14 protein-coding genes are annotated in these 18,437 nt (G+C 71.4%); 4 read left to right on the forward strand and 10 right to left on the reverse strand.

From position 1 onward, the window contains the following. Positions 1 to 11: 11 nt before the first annotated feature. The gene (locus tag C3486_RS03895) at positions 12 to 1,136 is read left to right on the forward strand and encodes an aromatic ring-hydroxylating dioxygenase subunit alpha (protein WP_103831117.1); all 1,125 of its coding nucleotides are present in this window, start codon (positions 12 to 14) and stop codon (positions 1,134 to 1,136) included. A gap of 247 nt (positions 1,137 to 1,383) precedes the next feature. Here C3486_RS03895 and C3486_RS03900 read toward each other — a convergent pair whose 3' ends face one another. Further along, the gene (locus C3486_RS03900) at positions 1,384 to 4,191 is read right to left on the reverse strand and encodes a SpoIIE family protein phosphatase (RefSeq protein ID WP_103831118.1); all 2,808 of its coding nucleotides are present in this window, start codon (positions 4,189 to 4,191) and stop codon (positions 1,384 to 1,386) included. Between the two features lie 452 nt (positions 4,192 to 4,643). Beyond that, positions 4,644 to 6,062 (reverse strand): MFS transporter, encoded by a 1,419-nt coding sequence (locus C3486_RS03905; RefSeq protein ID WP_103831119.1) that lies wholly within the window; start codon positions 6,060 to 6,062, stop codon positions 4,644 to 4,646. Positions 6,063 to 6,611: 549 nt separating this feature from the next. Here C3486_RS03905 and C3486_RS03910 point away from each other — a divergent pair. After that, positions 6,612 to 7,697 carry an S-(hydroxymethyl)mycothiol dehydrogenase gene (locus tag C3486_RS03910; RefSeq protein WP_103831120.1) on the forward strand — a complete coding sequence of 362 codons (1,086 nt, stop codon included), beginning with the start codon at positions 6,612 to 6,614 and terminating at the stop codon, positions 7,695 to 7,697. Positions 7,698 to 7,986: 289 nt separating this feature from the next. Then, positions 7,987 to 10,020: an NB-ARC domain-containing protein gene (locus tag C3486_RS03915; RefSeq protein ID WP_103831121.1), complete on the forward strand. Its 2,034-nt coding sequence runs from the start codon at positions 7,987 to 7,989 to the stop codon at positions 10,018 to 10,020. Between the two features lie 333 nt (positions 10,021 to 10,353). Here the strand turns inward: C3486_RS03915 and C3486_RS03920 are convergent, their stop codons facing one another. Beyond that, the gene (locus tag C3486_RS03920; RefSeq protein WP_103831122.1) at positions 10,354 to 11,106 is read right to left on the reverse strand and encodes a dienelactone hydrolase family protein; all 753 of its coding nucleotides are present in this window, start codon (positions 11,104 to 11,106) and stop codon (positions 10,354 to 10,356) included. A gap of 100 nt (positions 11,107 to 11,206) precedes the next feature. On the opposite strand from C3486_RS03920, the gene C3486_RS03925 reads away from it, so the two are divergent. Next, entirely contained in the window at positions 11,207 to 11,698 is a 492-nt protein-coding gene (locus tag C3486_RS03925; protein ID WP_103831173.1) for a MarR family winged helix-turn-helix transcriptional regulator, read from the forward strand. Between the two features lie 29 nt (positions 11,699 to 11,727). Here C3486_RS03925 and C3486_RS03930 read toward each other — a convergent pair whose 3' ends face one another. The 7 genes from C3486_RS03930 to C3486_RS03965 all read right to left on the reverse strand — a co-directional run bounded on the left by C3486_RS03930 (position 11,728) and on the right by C3486_RS03965 (position 18,307). Further along, entirely contained in the window at positions 11,728 to 12,972 is a 1,245-nt protein-coding gene (locus C3486_RS03930; RefSeq protein ID WP_103831123.1) for a cytochrome P450, read from the reverse strand. 202 nt (positions 12,973 to 13,174) lie between these two features. After that, positions 13,175 to 14,098, reverse strand: coding sequence for a hypothetical protein (locus C3486_RS03935; protein ID WP_181138432.1), 924 nt, complete (start codon positions 14,096 to 14,098; stop codon positions 13,175 to 13,177). Between the two features lie 25 nt (positions 14,099 to 14,123). Then, positions 14,124 to 14,687, reverse strand: coding sequence for a hypothetical protein (locus C3486_RS37130; RefSeq protein ID WP_181138433.1), 564 nt, complete (start codon positions 14,685 to 14,687; stop codon positions 14,124 to 14,126). A 521-nt stretch (positions 14,688 to 15,208) separates the two neighbouring features. After that, positions 15,209 to 16,384, reverse strand: a complete 1,176-nt coding sequence (locus C3486_RS03950; protein WP_103831126.1) for a YcaO-like family protein — start codon at positions 16,382 to 16,384, stop codon at positions 15,209 to 15,211. Continuing rightward, positions 16,381 to 17,640 carry a TfuA domain-containing protein gene (locus tag C3486_RS03955; protein WP_146074950.1) on the reverse strand — a complete coding sequence of 420 codons (1,260 nt, stop codon included), beginning with the start codon at positions 17,638 to 17,640 and terminating at the stop codon, positions 16,381 to 16,383. The genes C3486_RS03950 and C3486_RS03955 overlap by 4 nt, the downstream gene beginning before the upstream one ends. Positions 17,641 to 17,653: 13 nt before the next feature. Beyond that, complete coding sequence (locus C3486_RS03960; RefSeq protein WP_103831128.1) at positions 17,654 to 18,118, reverse strand: tail fiber domain-containing protein; 465 nt, start codon at positions 18,116 to 18,118, stop codon at positions 17,654 to 17,656. Between the two features lie 9 nt (positions 18,119 to 18,127). After that, the gene (locus tag C3486_RS03965) at positions 18,128 to 18,307 is read right to left on the reverse strand and encodes a hypothetical protein (protein ID WP_146074952.1); all 180 of its coding nucleotides are present in this window, start codon (positions 18,305 to 18,307) and stop codon (positions 18,128 to 18,130) included. Positions 18,308 to 18,437: the final 130 nt, after the last annotated feature.

The following is an 18,437-nucleotide window of genomic DNA, read 5'->3' on the forward strand; positions in this document are numbered from 1 at the left end:
CGAGGTGAACTATGACTACGACCGGACTTCCGGAGAGCCTGATCGCCACCCTCCCCGGTGATCACTACACGGACCCGGAGATCTTCCGCCTGGAGCAGGAGCGCATCTTCGAATCGATGTGGTTCTGCGCGGCACGCTCGGCGGATCTGGCCAAGCCGGGCGCGTTCAAGACCGTGGACATCGGCCGGGAGAGCGTCCTGCTGACCAGGTCGCGGGACAACTCGGTCCGGGCCTTCTTCAACGTCTGCCGGCACCGCGGCGCCAAGCTGTGCACGGAGGAGTCCGGCGAGGTGAAGCGGGCGTTCCAGTGCCCGTACCACGCCTGGACCTACGACCTCACGGGCAAGCTCGTCGCGGCGCCGAACCTGACGAAGATGCCGGACGTCGGCCGTACCGAGTACGGCCTGGCGAACGTCGCGGTGCGCGAGTGGCTGGGCTACGTGTGGGTGTGCCTGGCCGAGAACCCGCCCTCCTTCGAGGAGTCGGTGATCCAGGACGTGGTGGCGCGCCTGGGCGACGCGGAGTCGATCAGCGCGTACGACATCGAGAACCTGGAGCTCGGCAAGCGGATCGTCTACGACGTGCAGGCGAACTGGAAGCTCATCATTGAGAACTTCATGGAGTGCTACCACTGCGCGACGATCCACCCCGAGCTGACCGAGGTCCTGCCGGAGTTCGCCGACGGCTTCGCTGCGCAGTACTACGTCGGGCACGGCGCGGAGTTCGGCGAGGACATCAAGGGATTCACCGTTGACGGCTCGGAAGGGCTGGACCGCATTCCGGGGGTCTCGGAGGACCAGGACCGCCGGTACTACGCGATCACGGTGCGGCCGCAGGTGTTCATCAACCTCGTCCCCGACCATGTGATCTTCCACCGGATGTACCCGGTGGCGGCCGACCGCACGGTCGTGGAGTGCGACTGGCTGTACCTGCCGCACGTCGTGGCGTCCGGCAAGGACGTCAGCCGCTCCGTCGAGCTGTTCGACCGGGTCAACCGCCAGGACTTCGACGCCTGTGAGCGCTGCCAGCCGGCGATGAGCTCGCGCCTGTACGCCAAGGGCGGCGTCCTGGTCCCGAGCGAGCACCACATCGGCGAGTTCCACACCTGGGTCCAGGACCGCCTCGGCACCCACTGACCCGATCCGCACGGAAAGACACGCACAACGCCCTTGAGAATGCCGGGCGGCGGGCCGACGGGCCCGCCGCCCGGCACGCGTTTTCAGTGACTGCCGACGGTGGGAACAGGCGCCGACGGCGGCCGCGACGTGCAGTGTGCGGAGGAATCCACCCCTCGGGCCGCCCGTCGCACCGCCGCGTACGCTGTCGCTCCGCCCCCGCCGCGTACGCTGTCGCTCCGCCCGGCGTCCCGCACCGTGCGCCGCGCTAGAACTCCGCGTCGTCCCACTGGTCCAGGAGCGCGTCGCCCACGTCCTCGGCGGGCTCGGCCGCCGGGTCGCGCAGGGACTGTTCCGTCCAGATGACCTTGCCGCGGGAGGTGTAGCGGGTGCCCCAGCGCTGGGCGAACTGGGCGACCAGGAACAGGCCGCGCCCGCCCTCGTCGCCGGTCTTCGCCCGGCGCAGATGCGGCGAGGTGCTGCTGCCGTCGGCGACCTCGCAGATCAGCGTGTCGTTGTCGTGCAGCAGACGGAGCCGGATCGGATCGGTGCCGTACCGGACGGCATTGGTGACCAGCTCGCTGATCAGCAGCTCGGTGGTGAACGCGATCCCGTCCAGCCCCCACTCGGCCAGCCGGCGGGTGGCCTCGGCGCGGACCCGGGGGACCGCTGCGGGGTCGCTCGGTACGTCCCAGGCGGCCACCCGGTCCGCGTCCAGCAGCCGGGTACGCGCGATGAGCAGCGCGACGTCGTCCCGCGGCCGCGCGGGAAGCACCGCGTCGAAGACCGCCCGGCAGGTCTCCTCGGGATCACGGCCCGGATGGGCCAGCGCGGTACGCAACTGGGCCAGGCCGGTGTCGAGGTCGCGGTCGTCGTCCTCCAGCAGACCGTCGGTGAACAGCGCCAGCTGCGATCCCTCGGACAACTGGATCTCCGCCGTCTCGAACGGCTGGCTGCTGCCCAGCCCCAGGGGCGGCGAGAGCGGCACCTCCGGGTACTCCACGACACCGTCGGGGCGCACCACGGCAGGCCCGGGATGGCCGGCCCGGGCGAGCGCACACGTCCCGGAGACCGGGTCGTAAATGGCGTACAGGCAGGTCGCGCCGGTCACCTCCGCGACGTCGCCCTCGGGGGCTTCGTCCGCGTCGATGCGGGCCACCAGCTCGTCCAGATGGTTCAGCAGCTCGTCGGGCGGCAGGTCCAGCGTGGAGAAGTTGTGCACCGCGGTCCGCAGCCGGCCCATCGTCGCCGCCGCGTGCAGCCCGTGTCCCACCACGTCGCCCACCACCAGCGCCACCCGCGCGCCCGGCAGGGGAATGACGTCGAACCAGTCGCCGCCCACCCCGGCCTTCGCCGGCAGATAGCGGTGGGCCACCTCGATGCCGGAGTGCTCCGGCAGCCCGTGCGGCAGGAGGCTGCGCTGCAGCGTGACCGCCATGGTGTGCTCGCGGGTGTACCGGCGGGCGTTGTCGATGGAGACCGCGGCGCGCGCGGCCAGCTCCTCGGCGGAGGACAGGTCCTCCGGCTCGAACGCCGCGCTCTGCGACCGCCAGAAGTTCACCGCGCCCAGCACCGTCCCGCGCGCCCGCAGGGGCACCGAGATCAGGGTGTGGATGCCGTAGTCCAGGACGTGCTGCGCGCGTTCCGGCAGCTGGGCGCGCCACCCGTCGGAGGCGGCCAGGTCCGGTACGAGCACCGCGTGCCCGCTCGCCACGCCGACCGCCATCGGTCCGGTGGGCGCCGATCTGATCAGCTCGCCCACCGGCAGGAGAGGCTGGTCGTCGCGGATGCCGCGCGTCGCGACACGGCGCATCTCGCCGCTGGTGCCGTTCGGTTCCTCGCCCCGCGTGACCGCCTCCACCAGCTCCACGGTGACGAAGTCGGCGAACCGGGGCACCGCCACCTCGGCCAGCTCCTCAGCGGTACGCACCACGTCCAGCGTCGTCCCGACCCGCGCACCCGCGTCGTAGAGCAGCTGCAGCCGTTCCCTGGCCAGTGCGGCGCGGCCCGCGAGGGCCCGCAGCTCGGTGGTGTCGCGCAGGGTGACCACACTGCCCGCCGGATCCCTGTCGCCGCCCACCGGCCGCAGGTTGACCGCCAGCAGCCGGTCACCGGCCCGGTGCACCTCGTCGGTGGCCGTCCGGCCCGATGCCAGCAGTTCGGCGGTGTCCGCCTCCAGCCCCAGTTCGGTGACCGGCCGCCGCTCGGCGTCCGGCGGCAGGCCGAGCAGCCGCTGCGCCTCGTCGTTGGCCAGCAGCAGCCGGCCCTCGCCGCTGATGACGAGCACGCCTTCCCGCACCGAGTGCAGGACCGCGTCGTGGTGCTCGTACATCCGGGTCATCTCCGCAGGCCCCAGGCCGCGGGTCTGCCGCATCAGCCGCCGGCTCACCCACGCCGAACCGCCGGTGGCCAGCACCAGCGCGACGGCGGCCGAGCCGAGCAGCAGTGGCAGCTGGTCGGTCACCCGGGCGTTCACGCTCTCGACCGTGATGCCGACGGACACCAGCCCCGCGACCTTCCCGCTGCGGTCGACGACGGGGACCATCGTGTCCACGGCGCGGCCCACCCCGGGCGTCCGGTAGGTGGTCTGGTGCACGTGGCCCGCGAGCGCGTCGGCGTACGAGCCGGTGACGCGCTTGCCGATCAGTTTCGGGTCGGGGTGGGTCCAGCGGACGCCGTCGGGACTGAACGCGATGACGTAGGTGACCCCGGACGTCTTCCTGACCTCCTCGGCGCGCGGCTGCAGCAGCGCGCTGGGGTCGGCTGACCGCATGGCGCTCAGTGTCCCCGGCGCGTGCGCGAACGCCTCGGCAGCGGCGAGCGAACGGCCGCGGGCCTCCCGCAGGCTCGACGCCCTGGCCTGCAGGACGAGGGCCGCGACGGCGGCGAGGACGAGGACCAGCACGACCGCCAGCTGCAGCAGGAACCCCTGCCCGGCAACGCTCCGCGCGCTGAGCAGGGAGCGCAGGGAACCGCCCGGGCCGCCTTCGGGCGGGGCCGGCTGCCCGGCACCCGGCCGTGGCCGCGGACGCCGGCTCCGTGCGCGCCTTCCGGCAAACAGGCGGGAAGGCGCCATGGAGGGCAGTCGAAATGCGGGCATTTCCATACATCCAGTATGCTCGGCTACCGTTGAGTGATCATTGTGCCGTGCGGCGCATTTTCCCTGTACGGCCCCGCCGCCGCGCACCGTCTGCCGGTCGGCGGCCGCAGCCCGCTGGTCGGCCGTAGCTCTCCGCCCTCTCCCGGTCGGCGCTGAACGCTCGTCATACCGCGAACGGACTGTCCGCCTCCGTTGCGATCAGGAACAGTCTTCCCGCTGAGCGATGGCTGTCAAGACATCGGCACAGGCCATACGCGCCACCCTGCGACGCACGCTGCCGGGCCCGGCCTCGGCAGACAGCCGGCCGGCCTCGTCGGAGGCCGGCCGGCTGCCTGCCGTATGCGGCGATGCCCCTACGGCGGCGGATCAGGCGCGCAGCGCCGGGTACCGGGTCCAGGTGCCGGGCGCCGGACGTGCGGCATCCGGCGTCATGAGCCCCGGTACTCGTCCTGGTACTGGTCCCGCCGGACCCGCTCGCGGCCCTCCGTACCGGTGGCGGAGGGGCGCGTGGCGGGCAGCGCACTGGTCTCCGCCAGCGTCCGGCCCCGCGTCTCCTCGGCCCACAGCACCGACACCAGCCAGCCCACCAGCGTGATGCCCGCACCGATGAGCATGGTCGGGCCGACCCCCAGCTTGCTGAGGGAGATCGGCAGCAGGTAGGTGCCCGCAGCGGCGCCCACCCGGCTGATGGAGGTGGCCACACCGCCCGCCGTCGCCCGGATGCTGGTGGGGAACAGCTCGTTGGGGTACGTCCACTCCAGGACGGTCGGCCCGCCGGAGAACAGGGCGTACGCGCAGAAGCACAGCACGACGACCGCGAAGGGGATCGCCGAACCGCCGCCGAGCACGATGAGCGGAAGCGCCATCAGCGCGAACGACCAGACGATGACCGGCCGGCGGCCGATCCGGTCCACCATGCGCAGCGCCGGGAGACAGCCGAGCACGAAGACGACACTGATCAGCGCCGAGCCCAGGTTGCTCGCATTGCCCTCGCTCAGGCCGAACGAGCCCAGGATGGTCGGGCCGAAGGTGTACAGCGCGAACATCGGCGTGATCTGACACATGTAGAACAGGCCGCAGAAGAGGGTCCGGCGCAGATAGGTGCCTTGGAAGAGGTCGCGGACCCGGTGCTGCTGCAGCGACTGCTCGGTGGCCGCGGCGGCGAGCAGTTCCTTGGTGGAGACGGTGCGGTTCAGGGCCCGCTCGATCGCCTTCTGCGCGTCGGCGGTCCGCCCCTTGTTCACCAGCCACAGCGGGGATTCGGGCGTGCCGAGGCGCAGCAGCAGGATCACCGCGCACAGCACGGCGGAGGACGCGATCATCCAGCGCCAGGTGCCGGTACCGCCGATCTCGGCCAGGACGTAGCCGACGGCGTAGGCGGCCGCCGCGCCGATGTACCAGGCGAGGATGAGGATGCCGAGCAGCCGGCCGCGGTGTTTGTTGGGCACCCACTCGGCCAGCAGGGACGTAGCAATCGGATAGTCCGCGCCAATGGCGATGCCGAGGATGAACCGCAGCACGACGACCTGCCAGGCATCGGTGGCGAACACCGACAGCGCGGAGGCGCCGACCAGGACCGCCAGGTCGATGGTGTACATCGCCTCACGGCCGACCTTGTCGGTCACGGCGCCGAAGAAGAGCCCGCCGACGAAGATGCCGATCAGCGCCGCGGCGCCGATGAGGCTTTCGTCGCCCGTCGTCAGGTGCAGTTCATTGCTCATGCCGACGAGCGAGACGCCGACGATGCTGAGGAGGTATCCGTCCAGGAAAGGGCCGCCCGCGCAGGCCCAGGTAAGTTTTCGGTGGAACTTGTTCAGTGGCGCCTCGTCGATGGCACGGATCGACATAAGACCTCCCGAATGAGGGGACGGTGGACCGGCGGCCGCACGGCCGGACGCGCCTTCGGACGACCACCTCGCCCAGCGCCGCTGCCGGGCGCGCGCCCCGGCGGCACAGCAGGGAGGGCCGTACGGCGAAGGAGACCAGTGACCCGTGGGGCCCGGTCGGTGGCCGTCCTGGACAGCGGCGTCGCAAGCGGCGGCTCACGCCCGAGCATCGTTGCTCATGGCAAGACGTGTTTCTGCCTACGCAACGGAACATCGGCTGAGCGTTCACGTCAAGACCACGGAACGAGAACGTTGCGACCGCGACGCGGTTGCCCGAACCCCTGTCGCGGCCGGCACACTTGATGCCGCCGCGGCCGGGCTGCCGGCGTACCGCGAGGTCGTCCGGCCGGATCGTTCCCCTTCGCCTTCACTTCTTGACCATCGTCCGCCTCTCCGTGATGCTGTGTTGCGGCAAGCGAGACGTGTGCCGCATTACGAAACACGAAACACGCACTGACGGAACAGCGCAACGAGACATCGCTCAGTTCTTGCAACAGCTCAGGAGTGACCATGACGCACCAGGTCCGTGCTGTCGTCGCGCGGGGCAAGGGCGCCCCCGTCGGCCTGGAGACGATCGTCGTTCCCGACCCCGGTCCGGGTGAGGCGCTGGTCAAGGTCGAAGCCTGCGGGGTGTGCCACACCGATCTGCACTACCGCGAGGGCGGCATCGGCGACGACTTCCCGTTCCTGCTCGGCCACGAGGCGGCGGGCGTCGTGGAGTCGGTGGGCGAAGGCGTCACCGACGTCGCAGCGGGGGACTTCGTCATCCTCAACTGGCGTGCGGTGTGCGGCCAGTGCAGGGCGTGCCGGCGCGGCCGGCCCTGGTACTGCTTCGACACCCACAACGCCCGGCAGAAGATGACCCTCACCGACGGCACCGAGCTGTCCCCGGCCCTGGGCATCGGCGCCTTCGCGGAGAAGACACTGGTTGCGGCCGGACAGTGCACCAAGGTCGACCGGGCGGCGGCACCGGCGGCGGCCGGACTGCTGGGCTGCGGGGTGATGGCCGGCATCGGCGCCGCCCTCAACACCGGCCGGGTCGGACGCGGCGACAGCGTGGCGGTCATCGGCTGCGGCGGCGTGGGCGCGGCGGCGATCGCCGGTGCGCGGCTCGCCGGGGCCGCCAGAATCATCGCCGTCGACATCGACGAACGGAAGCTGAAGACCGCGGAGCGGATCGGCGCCACGCACACCGTCCACTCCCGGCAGGGCGATCCCGTCACCGCCGTGCGCGAGCTGACCGGCGGATTCGGCGCCGACGTGGTGATCGACGCGGTCGGCCGCCCGGAGACGTACGAGCAGGCCTTCTCCGCACGCGACCTGGCGGGCACGGTCGTCCTCGTCGGCGTGCCGACTCCCGACATGGAGCTGCGGCTGCCCCTGCTGGACGTCTTCGGCCGCGGCGGCACGCTCACCTCGTCCTGGTACGGCGACTGCCTGCCGTCACGCGACTTCCCGATGCTCATCGACCTCTACCGGCAGGGGCGCCTGGACCTGGACGCCTTCGTCACGGAGACGATCGGGCTCGACGGGGTCGAGAAGGCCTTCGAGCGGATGCACGACGGCGACGTGCTGCGTTCGGTGGTGCTCCTCTGAGGGCCGGCCCGCCATGCCCTCTGCAGGCCAGCGGGGCGGGGTCCGGGCTCCGTGGCCTTGTGGTGCACGGCGTGAAGCCCCCGAGCGCGGTACGCATGGCCGACCCCGTGCAGGGTCCGTCTGTCCGCTGCCGCGGTGTCCGAACGCGCCCGATCGGGTGAGATCGGGAGCGCGGCAGCCATGGAGCCGGGGCCCGCGAAGTACCCCGCCCGGGTGTGAGGTCCCGTGATGGCCGTGGGGCGCCTGTGACTCCGCTTACGCAGGGGAAAAAGTGCGGCACACTATGCGGATGCGTGGTTACCTGCCCGAAGAGCACAGCAGTTTCGTCGGACGCGAGAGTGAACTGACACTCCTGCAGGACCTGCTCAAAGCGCGGCGGTTGACCACGATCACGGGCCTGGGCGGCGTCGGCAAGTCGCGACTGGCCCTGCGCGCGGCGCGGCAGGCGGCCGGGGAGTACCCCGACGGCGTGTGGTGGGCCGATCTGTCGATGCTGCAGACGGACCGGCTCCTGGTGAACGCCGTCGCCGACGCCGTCGACCTGTCCGACCACACTCCCCGCATGCCGATCGACGCGCTCTGCGAATGGCTGGCCGGCAAGCGGCTCCTGCTGGTGCTGGACGGCTGCGAACACCTCCTCGGCGCGTGCACCGCGCTCGCGGCCGACCTCCTCACCACCGTGCCCGACCTCACCCTCCTCGCCACCAGCAGGCAGGCCATGCGCATCCGGGCGGAGGAGGTGCTGTCGCTCGCCCCGCTCGCGGCCGACGGCGCCGACGCGCTGCGGCTGTTCACCGAGCGGATGACCGACGGCGGGCGCCCGCTCCAGCCGCATGAAGAAGCGGTGGCCGCCGACATCTGCCACCGCCTGGAAGGCATCCCCCTCGCCCTGGAACTGGCCGCGGCACAGGTGCCCCAGCACGGCCTCGCCGGCGTCACGGCGAAGCTGGCCTCCCGCTTCGAGGCGCTCGACGGCAGCGACCACGCCTGGCCGCCGCGCCAGCAGGCACTGCGTACGACGGTGGGCTGGAGCCACGAGCTGTGCCGGCCGCTGGAACGACTCCTCTGGGCCCGCCTGTCCGTCTTCGCCGACGGCTTCGACCTCGCGGCCGCCACGCGCGTCTGCGCCGCCGGGCCACTGGCGGAAGAGGACATCGCCGCCACCCTGCAGGCACTGGTCGACCAGTCCGTGGTGCAGCGCAGCGGCGACCGCTACCGCATGCTCGACACGATCCGCGAGTACGGCGCCACCTGGCTGCACGAACTGGGCGAGGAAGCCGAAGCGGCCGGCCGGCACGCCGACTGGTGCCTGCAGCTCGCAGCCCGGGCCCGCGCCGAGTGGTTCGGCGCCCGCCAGATGTACTGGTACGCGCGCCTCGCCGAGACGCACAGCGACCTGTGCGCCGCCATGGAACACCTGCTGGCCACCGATCCGCCCAGGGCGGTCGAACTGATCGGCTCGGTCGGCTTCTTCTGGGTCTGCTGCGGGCACCTGCACAGCGCCCGCGCCTACCTCGAACAGGCCCTGGCCCGCTGCGGGACACCGGGCCCGCACCACGCCGCGGCCCTGTGGTCACTCGGCGTCGCGCTCACCCTGCAGGGGGAGTACGACGAGGCGCGGCGCATCAGCGCACGCTGCACCCGGCACGCCTCCCGCAACGGCGATGCCGACGACCGGCTGGACGCCGCCTACCTGGCCGGCGTGCTCGCCCTCCTCCTCGGCCGCCCCCTGGAGGCGGCGGCCACCGTGGACCGGGCACAGGAGACGGACCCGGCCCCTGACTCTGGCATGGAGGAGCCCTCGGCGGCCCGGCTGCGCTGCCGCCTCGTCTCCGTCTTCGCCCTCACCGGTACGGGAAGACTGGCCGAAGCGCGGGAAATGGCCCAGGAGATGAAGCAACTGTGCGTGGCGAAGGGGGAGTTCTGGACGCGCGCCTATCTGAACTACCAACTTGCGCTCATCGCACTGCTCCAGGGTGAGCCGCGCGAGGCCGCCGGGCACGCGCGGGCCATGCTGGTCGGCAAGCGGGGCCTGGGCGACAGCTTCGGTGTGGCCCTCGGCCTGGACCTGCTCGCCGCGGCCCTGGCCGCTCAGGGCAAGGGCGAGGAAGCGGCGTTCGTCTCCGGCACCAGCGAGGCGTACTGGCGTGCCACCGGACACCCCCAACGCGGCATGCCGGAACTGGGCGCGATGCGCGCCGAGTGCGAGCGGGCGGCCCGCGCCGCGGTGTCCGACCAGACCTATGAAGCGGCCTTCCACCAGGGGCTCCTCGGCGAGCCCGCACAGAACCTGGCGCGCGCGTTGGAGCGCGTACAGGGCTGAGGCGTGGCACCGGCCGGAGGAGACCGGCGCGCAGGCCGAAGTCTGCCGCCAGCCGCCGGCCACCGGTCACCGGTCACGGTGATGAGCCGACCGTCCCGCAGGAACGGGATCCGGTTGTGGGTGCTGTCGATGGGCGCTATCACGGGGCGCTCCAGTGCCGGCCCGGACTCCGGCGCGTCCTTCGTTCGAGTGAGTCCGTGCAGGACCGTTCCCTCACGCGCATATATGCGCTTTCCTGTACCTCACCTCCCCCGGCGGTCTCCCCGCCCAGACCCCGCGAGGAGACCGCTCAGAGAACCGGCTCTGCTCGCGGGGTCGCCCTGGCGCCGTGCCTCAGCCGCTGGTCAGGGTGCGGCCGAGGAGGGGGAGCAAGCGGTCCCAGTGACGCCGCAGTGCCGCGGCGTCGAAGGCGTCGGTGTCGGCCATGGTGAAGCCGTGGACGGTGCCGGGGTAGATCTCGGAGGTGTGGTCGACCCCCGCGGCGTCCAGGGCCTGATTGAGCTCGCCGAGGGCCTCGGGGGTCAGGTCGCTCTCGGCATGGCCGAGGTGGACCCGGGCGGTGATCCTGGAGAGGAAGGCGTGCAGGTTCTCGGACCCGCCGGCGCTCACCGGGCCGTGGAACCCGGCGACGGCGGCCACCCGTCCGGGATGGGCCGAGGCGGTGTGCAGCGCCAGCAGGCCGCCGATGCAGTACCCGGTCACCGCGACCGGCCCGGCACCGACCTCGGGCTGCGCGGTGAGGAACCCCAGGTAGGTCTCCGCGTCGCGCGCGATGCGTTCGGGGGTGTGCGCCTCGATCAGGGGCATCAGCTGGGCGATCAGCGCGGGCCGGACGTCTTCTCCGATGTACTCGGGAAGCTCGACCACCGGTGCCGGGCCGTGCCGGTAGAAGAAGTGGGGGACGAGTACGCAGTAGCCGTGCCCCGCCAGTTCGCGGGCCATCTCCCGCACCACGGGCCGGATGCCGAAGGCGTCCGGGTACATCAGCACCCCGGGGTGCTGACCGCCGTCGTCGGGGAAGGCGGCGAAGGCGTCGGCCAGGCCGTCCGCGGCGGGAATCTGCAGTGTCCTGCTCGGCAAGATCATCCTTTCTCGGAGTCCAGCAATCGTTAGTCGCACCAACGGTTTGAGCGAGCGACGAACGTACATCGTTAGTGGGACTAACGCAATGGATAGGATGACCGCCATGAGCAGAGCCGAGGCCGCGGACATGCCCGACGACGGCGCGCCCAGGACGCCCGACAGGCTGCGCCGGCGGGCGAGCCGGCTGCTGTCGCAGCTGTGCATGCGGTCGGACCGGCTCATCAACGAGGGGCTGGCCGAGGCCGACGCCCGGAAATGGCACTACGCCGTACTCGCCTCACTGGAGGAGTACGGGCCGGGCAGCCAGGCGGAACTGAGCCGGCGGTCCGGCATGCACCGCAGCGACATGGTCGCCGTGCTCAACGAACTGGCCGAGCGGAAGCTCGTCGAGCGGGCGCCGGACCCCGAGGACCGGCGCCGCAACGTCATCACGATCTCCGCCCGGGGCCGCCGTCACCTGCGGCGCCTCGACAAGGTGCTGGACGACCTCCACGACGTGCTGCTCGCGCCGCTGGAGCCGGACGAACGCGAGCAGTTCGTGCGGACGCTGACCCGCCTGCTGGACCACCACACCGGGCCATCGGGCCCGGCGTAGCGGCACCCGGCCAGGGGCGCCCGTCGGCTCTACCGGGCCGCTTCCGTCCAGGTCACCGGCAGTTCATGGGCGCCGTAGATGTTCATGTCCGTCTTGAGCTTCACCTCGTCGGCGGGAATGGCGAGGCGGAGCGTCGGGAAGCGGCGCAGCAGTCCCGCGAAGCCGGCGCGCATCTCGATGCGGGCCAGCTGCTGGCCGAGGCACTGATGAACGCCGTGCCCGAAGGACAGCAGGCCGCGGGCCTTGCGGTGGATGTCCAGGGTGCCGGGGTCGTCGAAGCGCCGCGGGTCGTGGTTGGCGGCCAGCAGCGAGACGACGACCGTCGAACCCGCGGGGATCGTCTCGCCGCCGAGCGCGATGTCCTCCGTCGCGTAGCGGTAGAAGATGTCGGCGACGGACAGGTACCGGAGCAGCTCCTCGACGGCGTCGGGGATCAGGTCCGGGTCGGCACGCAGCTCGGCCAGCTGCTCGGGGTGCTCCAGCAGCGCGAAGGTGCCGAGCCCCAGCATGTTGGCGGTGGTCTCGTGGCCCGCGAGCAGCAGCAGGAAGGCGGCGCCGGTCAGCTCCTCGATGGTCAGGTCCTCCTGGCGGGCGAGGTCGGAGAGTATGTCCTCGCCCGGTTCGGCGCGCTTGCGCGTGACCAGTTCGGCCAGGTACGAGGTCATCGCGCCGTACGCGGCCATCTTCTCGTCCAGCGCCTGGTCCTTGACCAGGAACTTGGCGGAGTTGACCTGGAACGTCTCCCGGTCCGCGTACGGCACGCCGAGCAGTTCGCAGATCACCAGGGAGGGCACCGGCAGCGCGAACGCCTTCACCAGGTCGACCGGCGGGGCGAGCCGCGCCAGCTCGTCCAGCTGCCGTTCGGTGATCTCCATGATGCGCTCTTCGAGCATTCTCATGCGTCTGACGGTGAACGCGCCGGTGAGCCTGCGCCGCAGCCGGCTGTGGTCCGGCGGGTCCATCGTGATGAACAACCCCGGCACCTGCGGGGACGGTTCGGTGGGCACGGGCATGCCGGGTATCTCGTACGGCACGTGGAGCACGCCGAGGTCCTGGCGTGAGCTGAACCGGGTGTCGGCCATCATCTGACGCACCGCGTCGTACCCGGTGACGAGCCAGCCCTCGTGACCGTCGGGGAACACCATGGGGCTGACGGGCCGGGTCTCGCGCAGCTGCGTGATACGCCGGGGCGGCGCGAACGGGCCCGCGTCACGCTCCATCGGAAGGCCGTGCGGAACGGGCGCCGACCGGTGGCTGGGAGTGGTCTGGTTCATCGGATTTCCTCTCGTGGTGGTGGCGCTTGGCGCGGCAAGCGTGGCGCGATGAGTGACGCCATAGTGGCACCACTATGGCGTCACGCGCAAGCCTTATGGTTCACCGAGTAAGGGGTGCTGGCCGCCGTGAGAGTTGAGGCGCCTACGAGTGCACGTTCGATACAGGATGGCGCCATGTGGTGCCAACCGGCGCCACGCACCCTCACGACACGAACGTCTTCGGGTCCTTCCGAGGCCAAGGGTTCGTCGCGCCGTCCGGGTTGATGACGCCGCCGATGTACAACCGGCGGAAGGCCGGGTACTTCGCGCGGAAGCCGTCCACCGTCTTGGCGGGTACGGCCGTGACCTTGAACGGCTTGCCGTGGTCGTCGATGTCCAGGCTCCGCTCGCCCTCCTGGGTGAGGACCGTCAGGCGGTAGGTGTAGGAGCAGTAGTGCCGGGCGGTCGTGGCCACGAGGTCGAGCACGACCTGCTCCTTCTCGGCCAGCGAGATCGTGTGCCCGGGGAAGTAGGGCCGCTTCTTGCCCGACGTGTCGCGGAGATACGGCACCCGGCGGGGGGAGTCGAGGTCGACGCCGATCCGGACACTGTCGTCAGCGCCCGCTGAGGGGGAAAGCATCAGCGTGCCGGTCAGCGGGGCGGTGCAGTCCGCGCGCACGCTCAGGTCGGTGATCCGGACCGGGTCCTGCCGCAGCCCTTCGAGGACCACTTGCACATCCGATTCGTACGGATCGACGCCGCCCCTGGACCGGAACCAGTGCTGCGTCTTCGTCCCGCTGCCCGACTGCTCGGCCAGGTAGGCGGAACGGCGCTCCCGCAGGGTGAGGTCGCGCGCGTCCGGGAAGACGTAGGTGCCGCCCTGCGCGTCGGTGCGGAAGACGGTCGTGGACAGGATGCGCGCGGGGCCGGCGTCGCCGGCGAAGAGCTGCCGGGCCTGGTGCCAGACGAACGGCGTGGCGGCCAGCAGGACGGCCACCACCAGGGGCGCGACCAGTGGTTCGCGCCACCGGGACCACCAGGTAGCGGCCCTGCCGGGCGGCGGCGACGGCGCGGGCGGCTGGGAGGGAGGCGGCGGCTGGGACGGCGGTGGCGGTGCGGACGGTGGTGGCGGCACGACGGTGTTCATCGGTTCCCCCGGGAGCGTGGGTGGGTCAGCGGTACGTGATGGTCACCCGCACGTTCTGTGCCGTGCTACGCGCCGCCGGCAGGTACGCCGCTGTCCGGTGGGTGCGGGGGCCGTGCGGCGGCCCCTGGAGCGTGCCTTTCGGGCAGCGGTAGCGGGGCGTGCCCGGTAACGCGGCGGTGGCCCAGCAGGTCTGGCCGTCGGCGAGGCGCACGGCGAACTCCCGGCGCGGGCCCGCCGGGTGGGTGACCAGTCCGCCGTCCACCGCCACGGCGCGGTACCGGGTCACCGAACCGCCCGCCGGGCAGAGCACCCGCCCGGACGTCGGCTCGGAGTGGACGGGCGGCGCGAAGCACGGATCGGCCGTGCCCTCGGCCGTGATGCAGAGGTAGGCATCGGGGCGCCCGGTGACCCGGGACGGCATGGGACAGCTGCCGCGGGCGGTGCCGACGACGTCGATGCTGTCGGCCGGGCCGCGCGCCGCCCATGGGGCGACTCCGTAGAGCCGGGTGTCCGGCGGTGACGGGCGGTTGACGATGCCCGCGGCCGTCCACGCGGCGGCGACGGTCACCACGACGGCGGACCAGGTCACGATGCGACGTCTGCGCGGTCCTGACGTCCCGTGCCTCATGAGCCACCCCCCCCGGGCCTCTCCGGGCCCGTCGGTCCGTGGCGCGATCACGGCCCGGGAATCGACGGCTCCGGCGGTGCATCCAGGTTATTCCCGTGCCCGCCGCCCGGCCACGAAACCGGCATTGTGATCCTCCGCGGGCGCCGCGTGTGCTAGAGCCTGTCCGATGGGTCGATGACTGACTTCGCCGGACGGGCCGCGCTCACGTCCGAGGCGGTGGCCGGCCATGGTGGCGAGTACACCGGCGTGGGAGTTGCGCCCGGTCGACGGGGTCGAGGGCGCATTCCGCATCGTGCAACAGGTGCCTCCGGGGCGTACGGGTCTTGCCTGCCCATGTGGACCGTCCCTGAGCCCGGAAAACAGCGCACACGCACAGTCACGCCGCAGCCCATGGATACTACAGAAGGTGTCGTCTTCTCCATTGAGAAGGCCGACCCACAGAAGGGTTGAGCCAGACGCTCGTGTCGGTAGTTTCTCGTCGGTCAGGGTGTGCGGACGGGGCGGGGGATCTCGTGCCGGGCGTGGAACCGCAGGCCGGGGCAGACGACTCTCACCACGGCCAGTTCGTCCCGGTCGGCGAGGCGGACGGCGAGGGGACCGCAGCCCGTGGCCCGCGAGATCCGGCCCGTCAGCCACGTGAGTTCGGCGGTGACGTCGTCGAAACCGGTGCGGTACGAGGCCACGGCATCCGGATAGGTGACCAGATCCGGTGGCGCACACGGGCGGTTTCGCGGGTCGTCATGATAGAGGGCGGGCAGGTCATCCCTGGTACCGGTGATGAAGGTCAGACGGCTCTGGGCCGCCTCCGTGATCGCCCTCGACAGGGCTACGTCCGGCGAGGAGTGGGCGCCTGAACCGGCGGACCACACCGGGAAGTCCTCGCTCCAGACGTACGCGACGAAGCACGGTACCTGCCACCGGTTGGGGACGAGGGCGATCTCCAAATAGACCGCCGCCTCGTCGAAGAGCCGGACCAGCCGGTCGCTCACCCCTCCCGCGACGGAGCCGGGTTCGATGGTCAGGCGGCAGTCGTGACCGCTGTTGTTGAGCTGGGTCAGACAGTCTCGCTCGACGACCTCGTACAGGGCGTGCAGCAGTGCCTCGGCCTGCGTGTTGCCGGAACCCAGACCGTTGCTCGACGCCTGAAGGCCCGGCGGCTGCCAGGGCCGATCCGCCTCCAGGGTGAGGCGTACGGCGTCCAGCGGCAGCGGAACGGGGGAGCCGCTGAGCAGGTCGACGGCCCGCACCCAGGACAGCTCCCGCCGGGCGTCGGTCATACTTCCCGGCTGGTGGGCGAGGTCCATCAGGTCGTACGGCAGGTCGAGACGCCGCGCGGGGGCGATCCCGAGATCGGGGTCGGGGACGGCCCGCTCCGCGTACCAGAGTTCAATGCTCTCCATGGCGGCCGAGAGTTTCGCCAGCAGCGCGGATTGCCCCTTGCCCTGGGAGACGGCCAGCGTCTTCGACAGGGGGCGTACGGCCATGGCGACGGGCAGGCCGAGGGTGTCGAGCCCGGTGACGTCTGCGACGCGCGTGATGCCGTACTCGGACAGCAGGGGCCGTACCGCCTCCCAGGTCTCCTCCGGAGAACGTACGCGGTGGGTGCCCTCCGTGAAGACCTTGCGTGTGGCGGATGTCGCTGCGTGGGTGGCCGTCACCGTGTGGTCCGTTCTTCCAGGGGCGGGTCGTTGAGCAGTTGGCGGGCCGCGTCCACAGCGTGGCGGATGCTGGGAAAGCCACGGTCCCGGGCGGCCGCCAGCAGGGCGTCGTTCTCTTCGGGCACACCCCAGACGCCGCTCAAGTAGGCGCGCATCCGCTGCCCTTGGGCCGGTCGGCTCGTGTGCGTGGAGGGCGGGCACTCCTGTACGGCCGGGCTTCGTCCGTGCAGGAGTGCCCGCAGTCGATCGGCCTCCGCGGCCCGCGCGAGGGGCGGGGCGGCCGACCGTACGTGGGCGACGGTGCGGGCCCGGTCATAGTTCCAGGCGTGGGCCTCCTGAGGGGTCAGCCACTCCGCCGTCTGCTCCTTCGTGAGGCGACCTGGGCAGGTGTCCTTGGCGGTGGCGATCCAGTTTCGGACGTACGCGGCCCAGCGGGCGGGGAAACCGGGGTCATGGAGGCGCTGTTCACGCAGGACGTCTCCCAGAGTGCTCGGGTGGGCTCCGCCCGGGTCGGCGGGGAGGTACTCGGCGATCGCCTCGTCCAGGAAGGTGGTCCGCCACCCGTCGTCCGCCGCCCAGGACTCGGCGGCCGGCGCTGCTCCGGTGAGGGCTCCCGCGTGGTCGAGGCAGCGCAGCGCGTCGGACGCCTTCAGGCTGTAGAGGAGCGGATCACCGGCGACGGTACGTGCGGCTTCCTCGGTCTGCGCGAGCAACTCGGGTCGCGTCCGGGCGAGATGGTGCTTGATGGCGGCCCAGGAGCGCGCGGTGTACGGGAGTGCGTCCGCCACCTCCAGGATGCGCGCCGCCGCCTCCCCGGTCAGGACGCCGCTACGGGTGAGCTCGGTGACCTGGTGGCGGACGTCGACGAGGGCGAGGGTGAGGGCCCGGTGGGGCGGGTCCTCCGTTTGGGCGACCGCGACGTCGGCGTCCGAGTCGATGACGCCGTCGCGGTACTGGTGGAAGATCTCGCCCACGCCGACCATGCCATACGCCTGGAGCTCGGCGGCCCGCAGGGCGCCGATGCTGGCCGCGCCGAGAACGACGGTCCCCCGGGCGAGGGCCCAGAGGATCTCCTTGTGCCGTAGCGGCAGGCTGTGGTGGTACCGCCCGTCGATGACGACGGCGATGTCGCCGGGTGCCGGATCGAGGCGGATGAGGTCGCCGTGGCCGGCTGGGCCGTGCACCACGGCTGCGGGGAGCCGGTCACGGACGACGTCGACGGGCACCGTCGGCCCGACGAAGACATGGATGGTCACTGATCCGGACTCCTCACCGGTCGTGGCTGGGGGCGCCGCCGTAACGCTCCGCCGGCCGGTCAAGAACCGACGGGGAGACGGCTGTTCGCGCAACCTGCCGGAGGGTGGCAGTGAGCGCGCCCACCCGTCGGCGGAGTTCGCGTACCTCTTCGCGGCTCTCTTCGAGCAGCCGGTGCAGGGCCTGGACGCAGGCGAGCGCGACGCCGTTGGTGTCGACCATGCTGATGGTTCTGTCTCCGCCGCCGCGCCCGAACGCCTCCCACCAGTCCTGGGCCATCGGTCCCAGGTGCCGGACTTCGGCCGCGTCGATGCGGTAGCGCCAGGTGCTCACCGGCAACTCGTCGACCTTGCGCAGCACCTCGAAGCTGTTGAGGGGCGAGCAGCCGGCGACCGGCGGCGCGTGTTCGGGAACGGGTCTGCGGTGCGTCTCGTCGGCGCACCGCAGACCCCGGCGTTCGTTACCACTCGACCGCCACAACGTCCGTCTTCATCGCAGGCCGGCAGCGGCCCTCGGCCCGGGCGGATCGTCGTCGTCACCGGACTGCTCGCGCGACTCGGATCGCTCCTTCGTCGGATCCTGCTTCTTCCGCTCGGCGGACTGTGCCGAACGACTCCTTCCCTCCTCGAGGATCTCCTCCTCGGGGATCTCGTCACGCTTGTCAGCCATGACCTCCACCTCCTTGCATAGCGATGCCTCAGGCATATGCGCTGAGTGATGGCTACATTACGCACGATTACTGGATGTTTCTACTCATATCGGTCATCACTGCCCAGACGGGGGAATGGTCGTGTCTGAA

This window comes from Streptomyces sp. Ru73, from assembly GCF_002920575.1.
Taxonomy (GTDB): Bacteria; Actinomycetota; Actinomycetes; order Streptomycetales; family Streptomycetaceae; genus Streptomyces.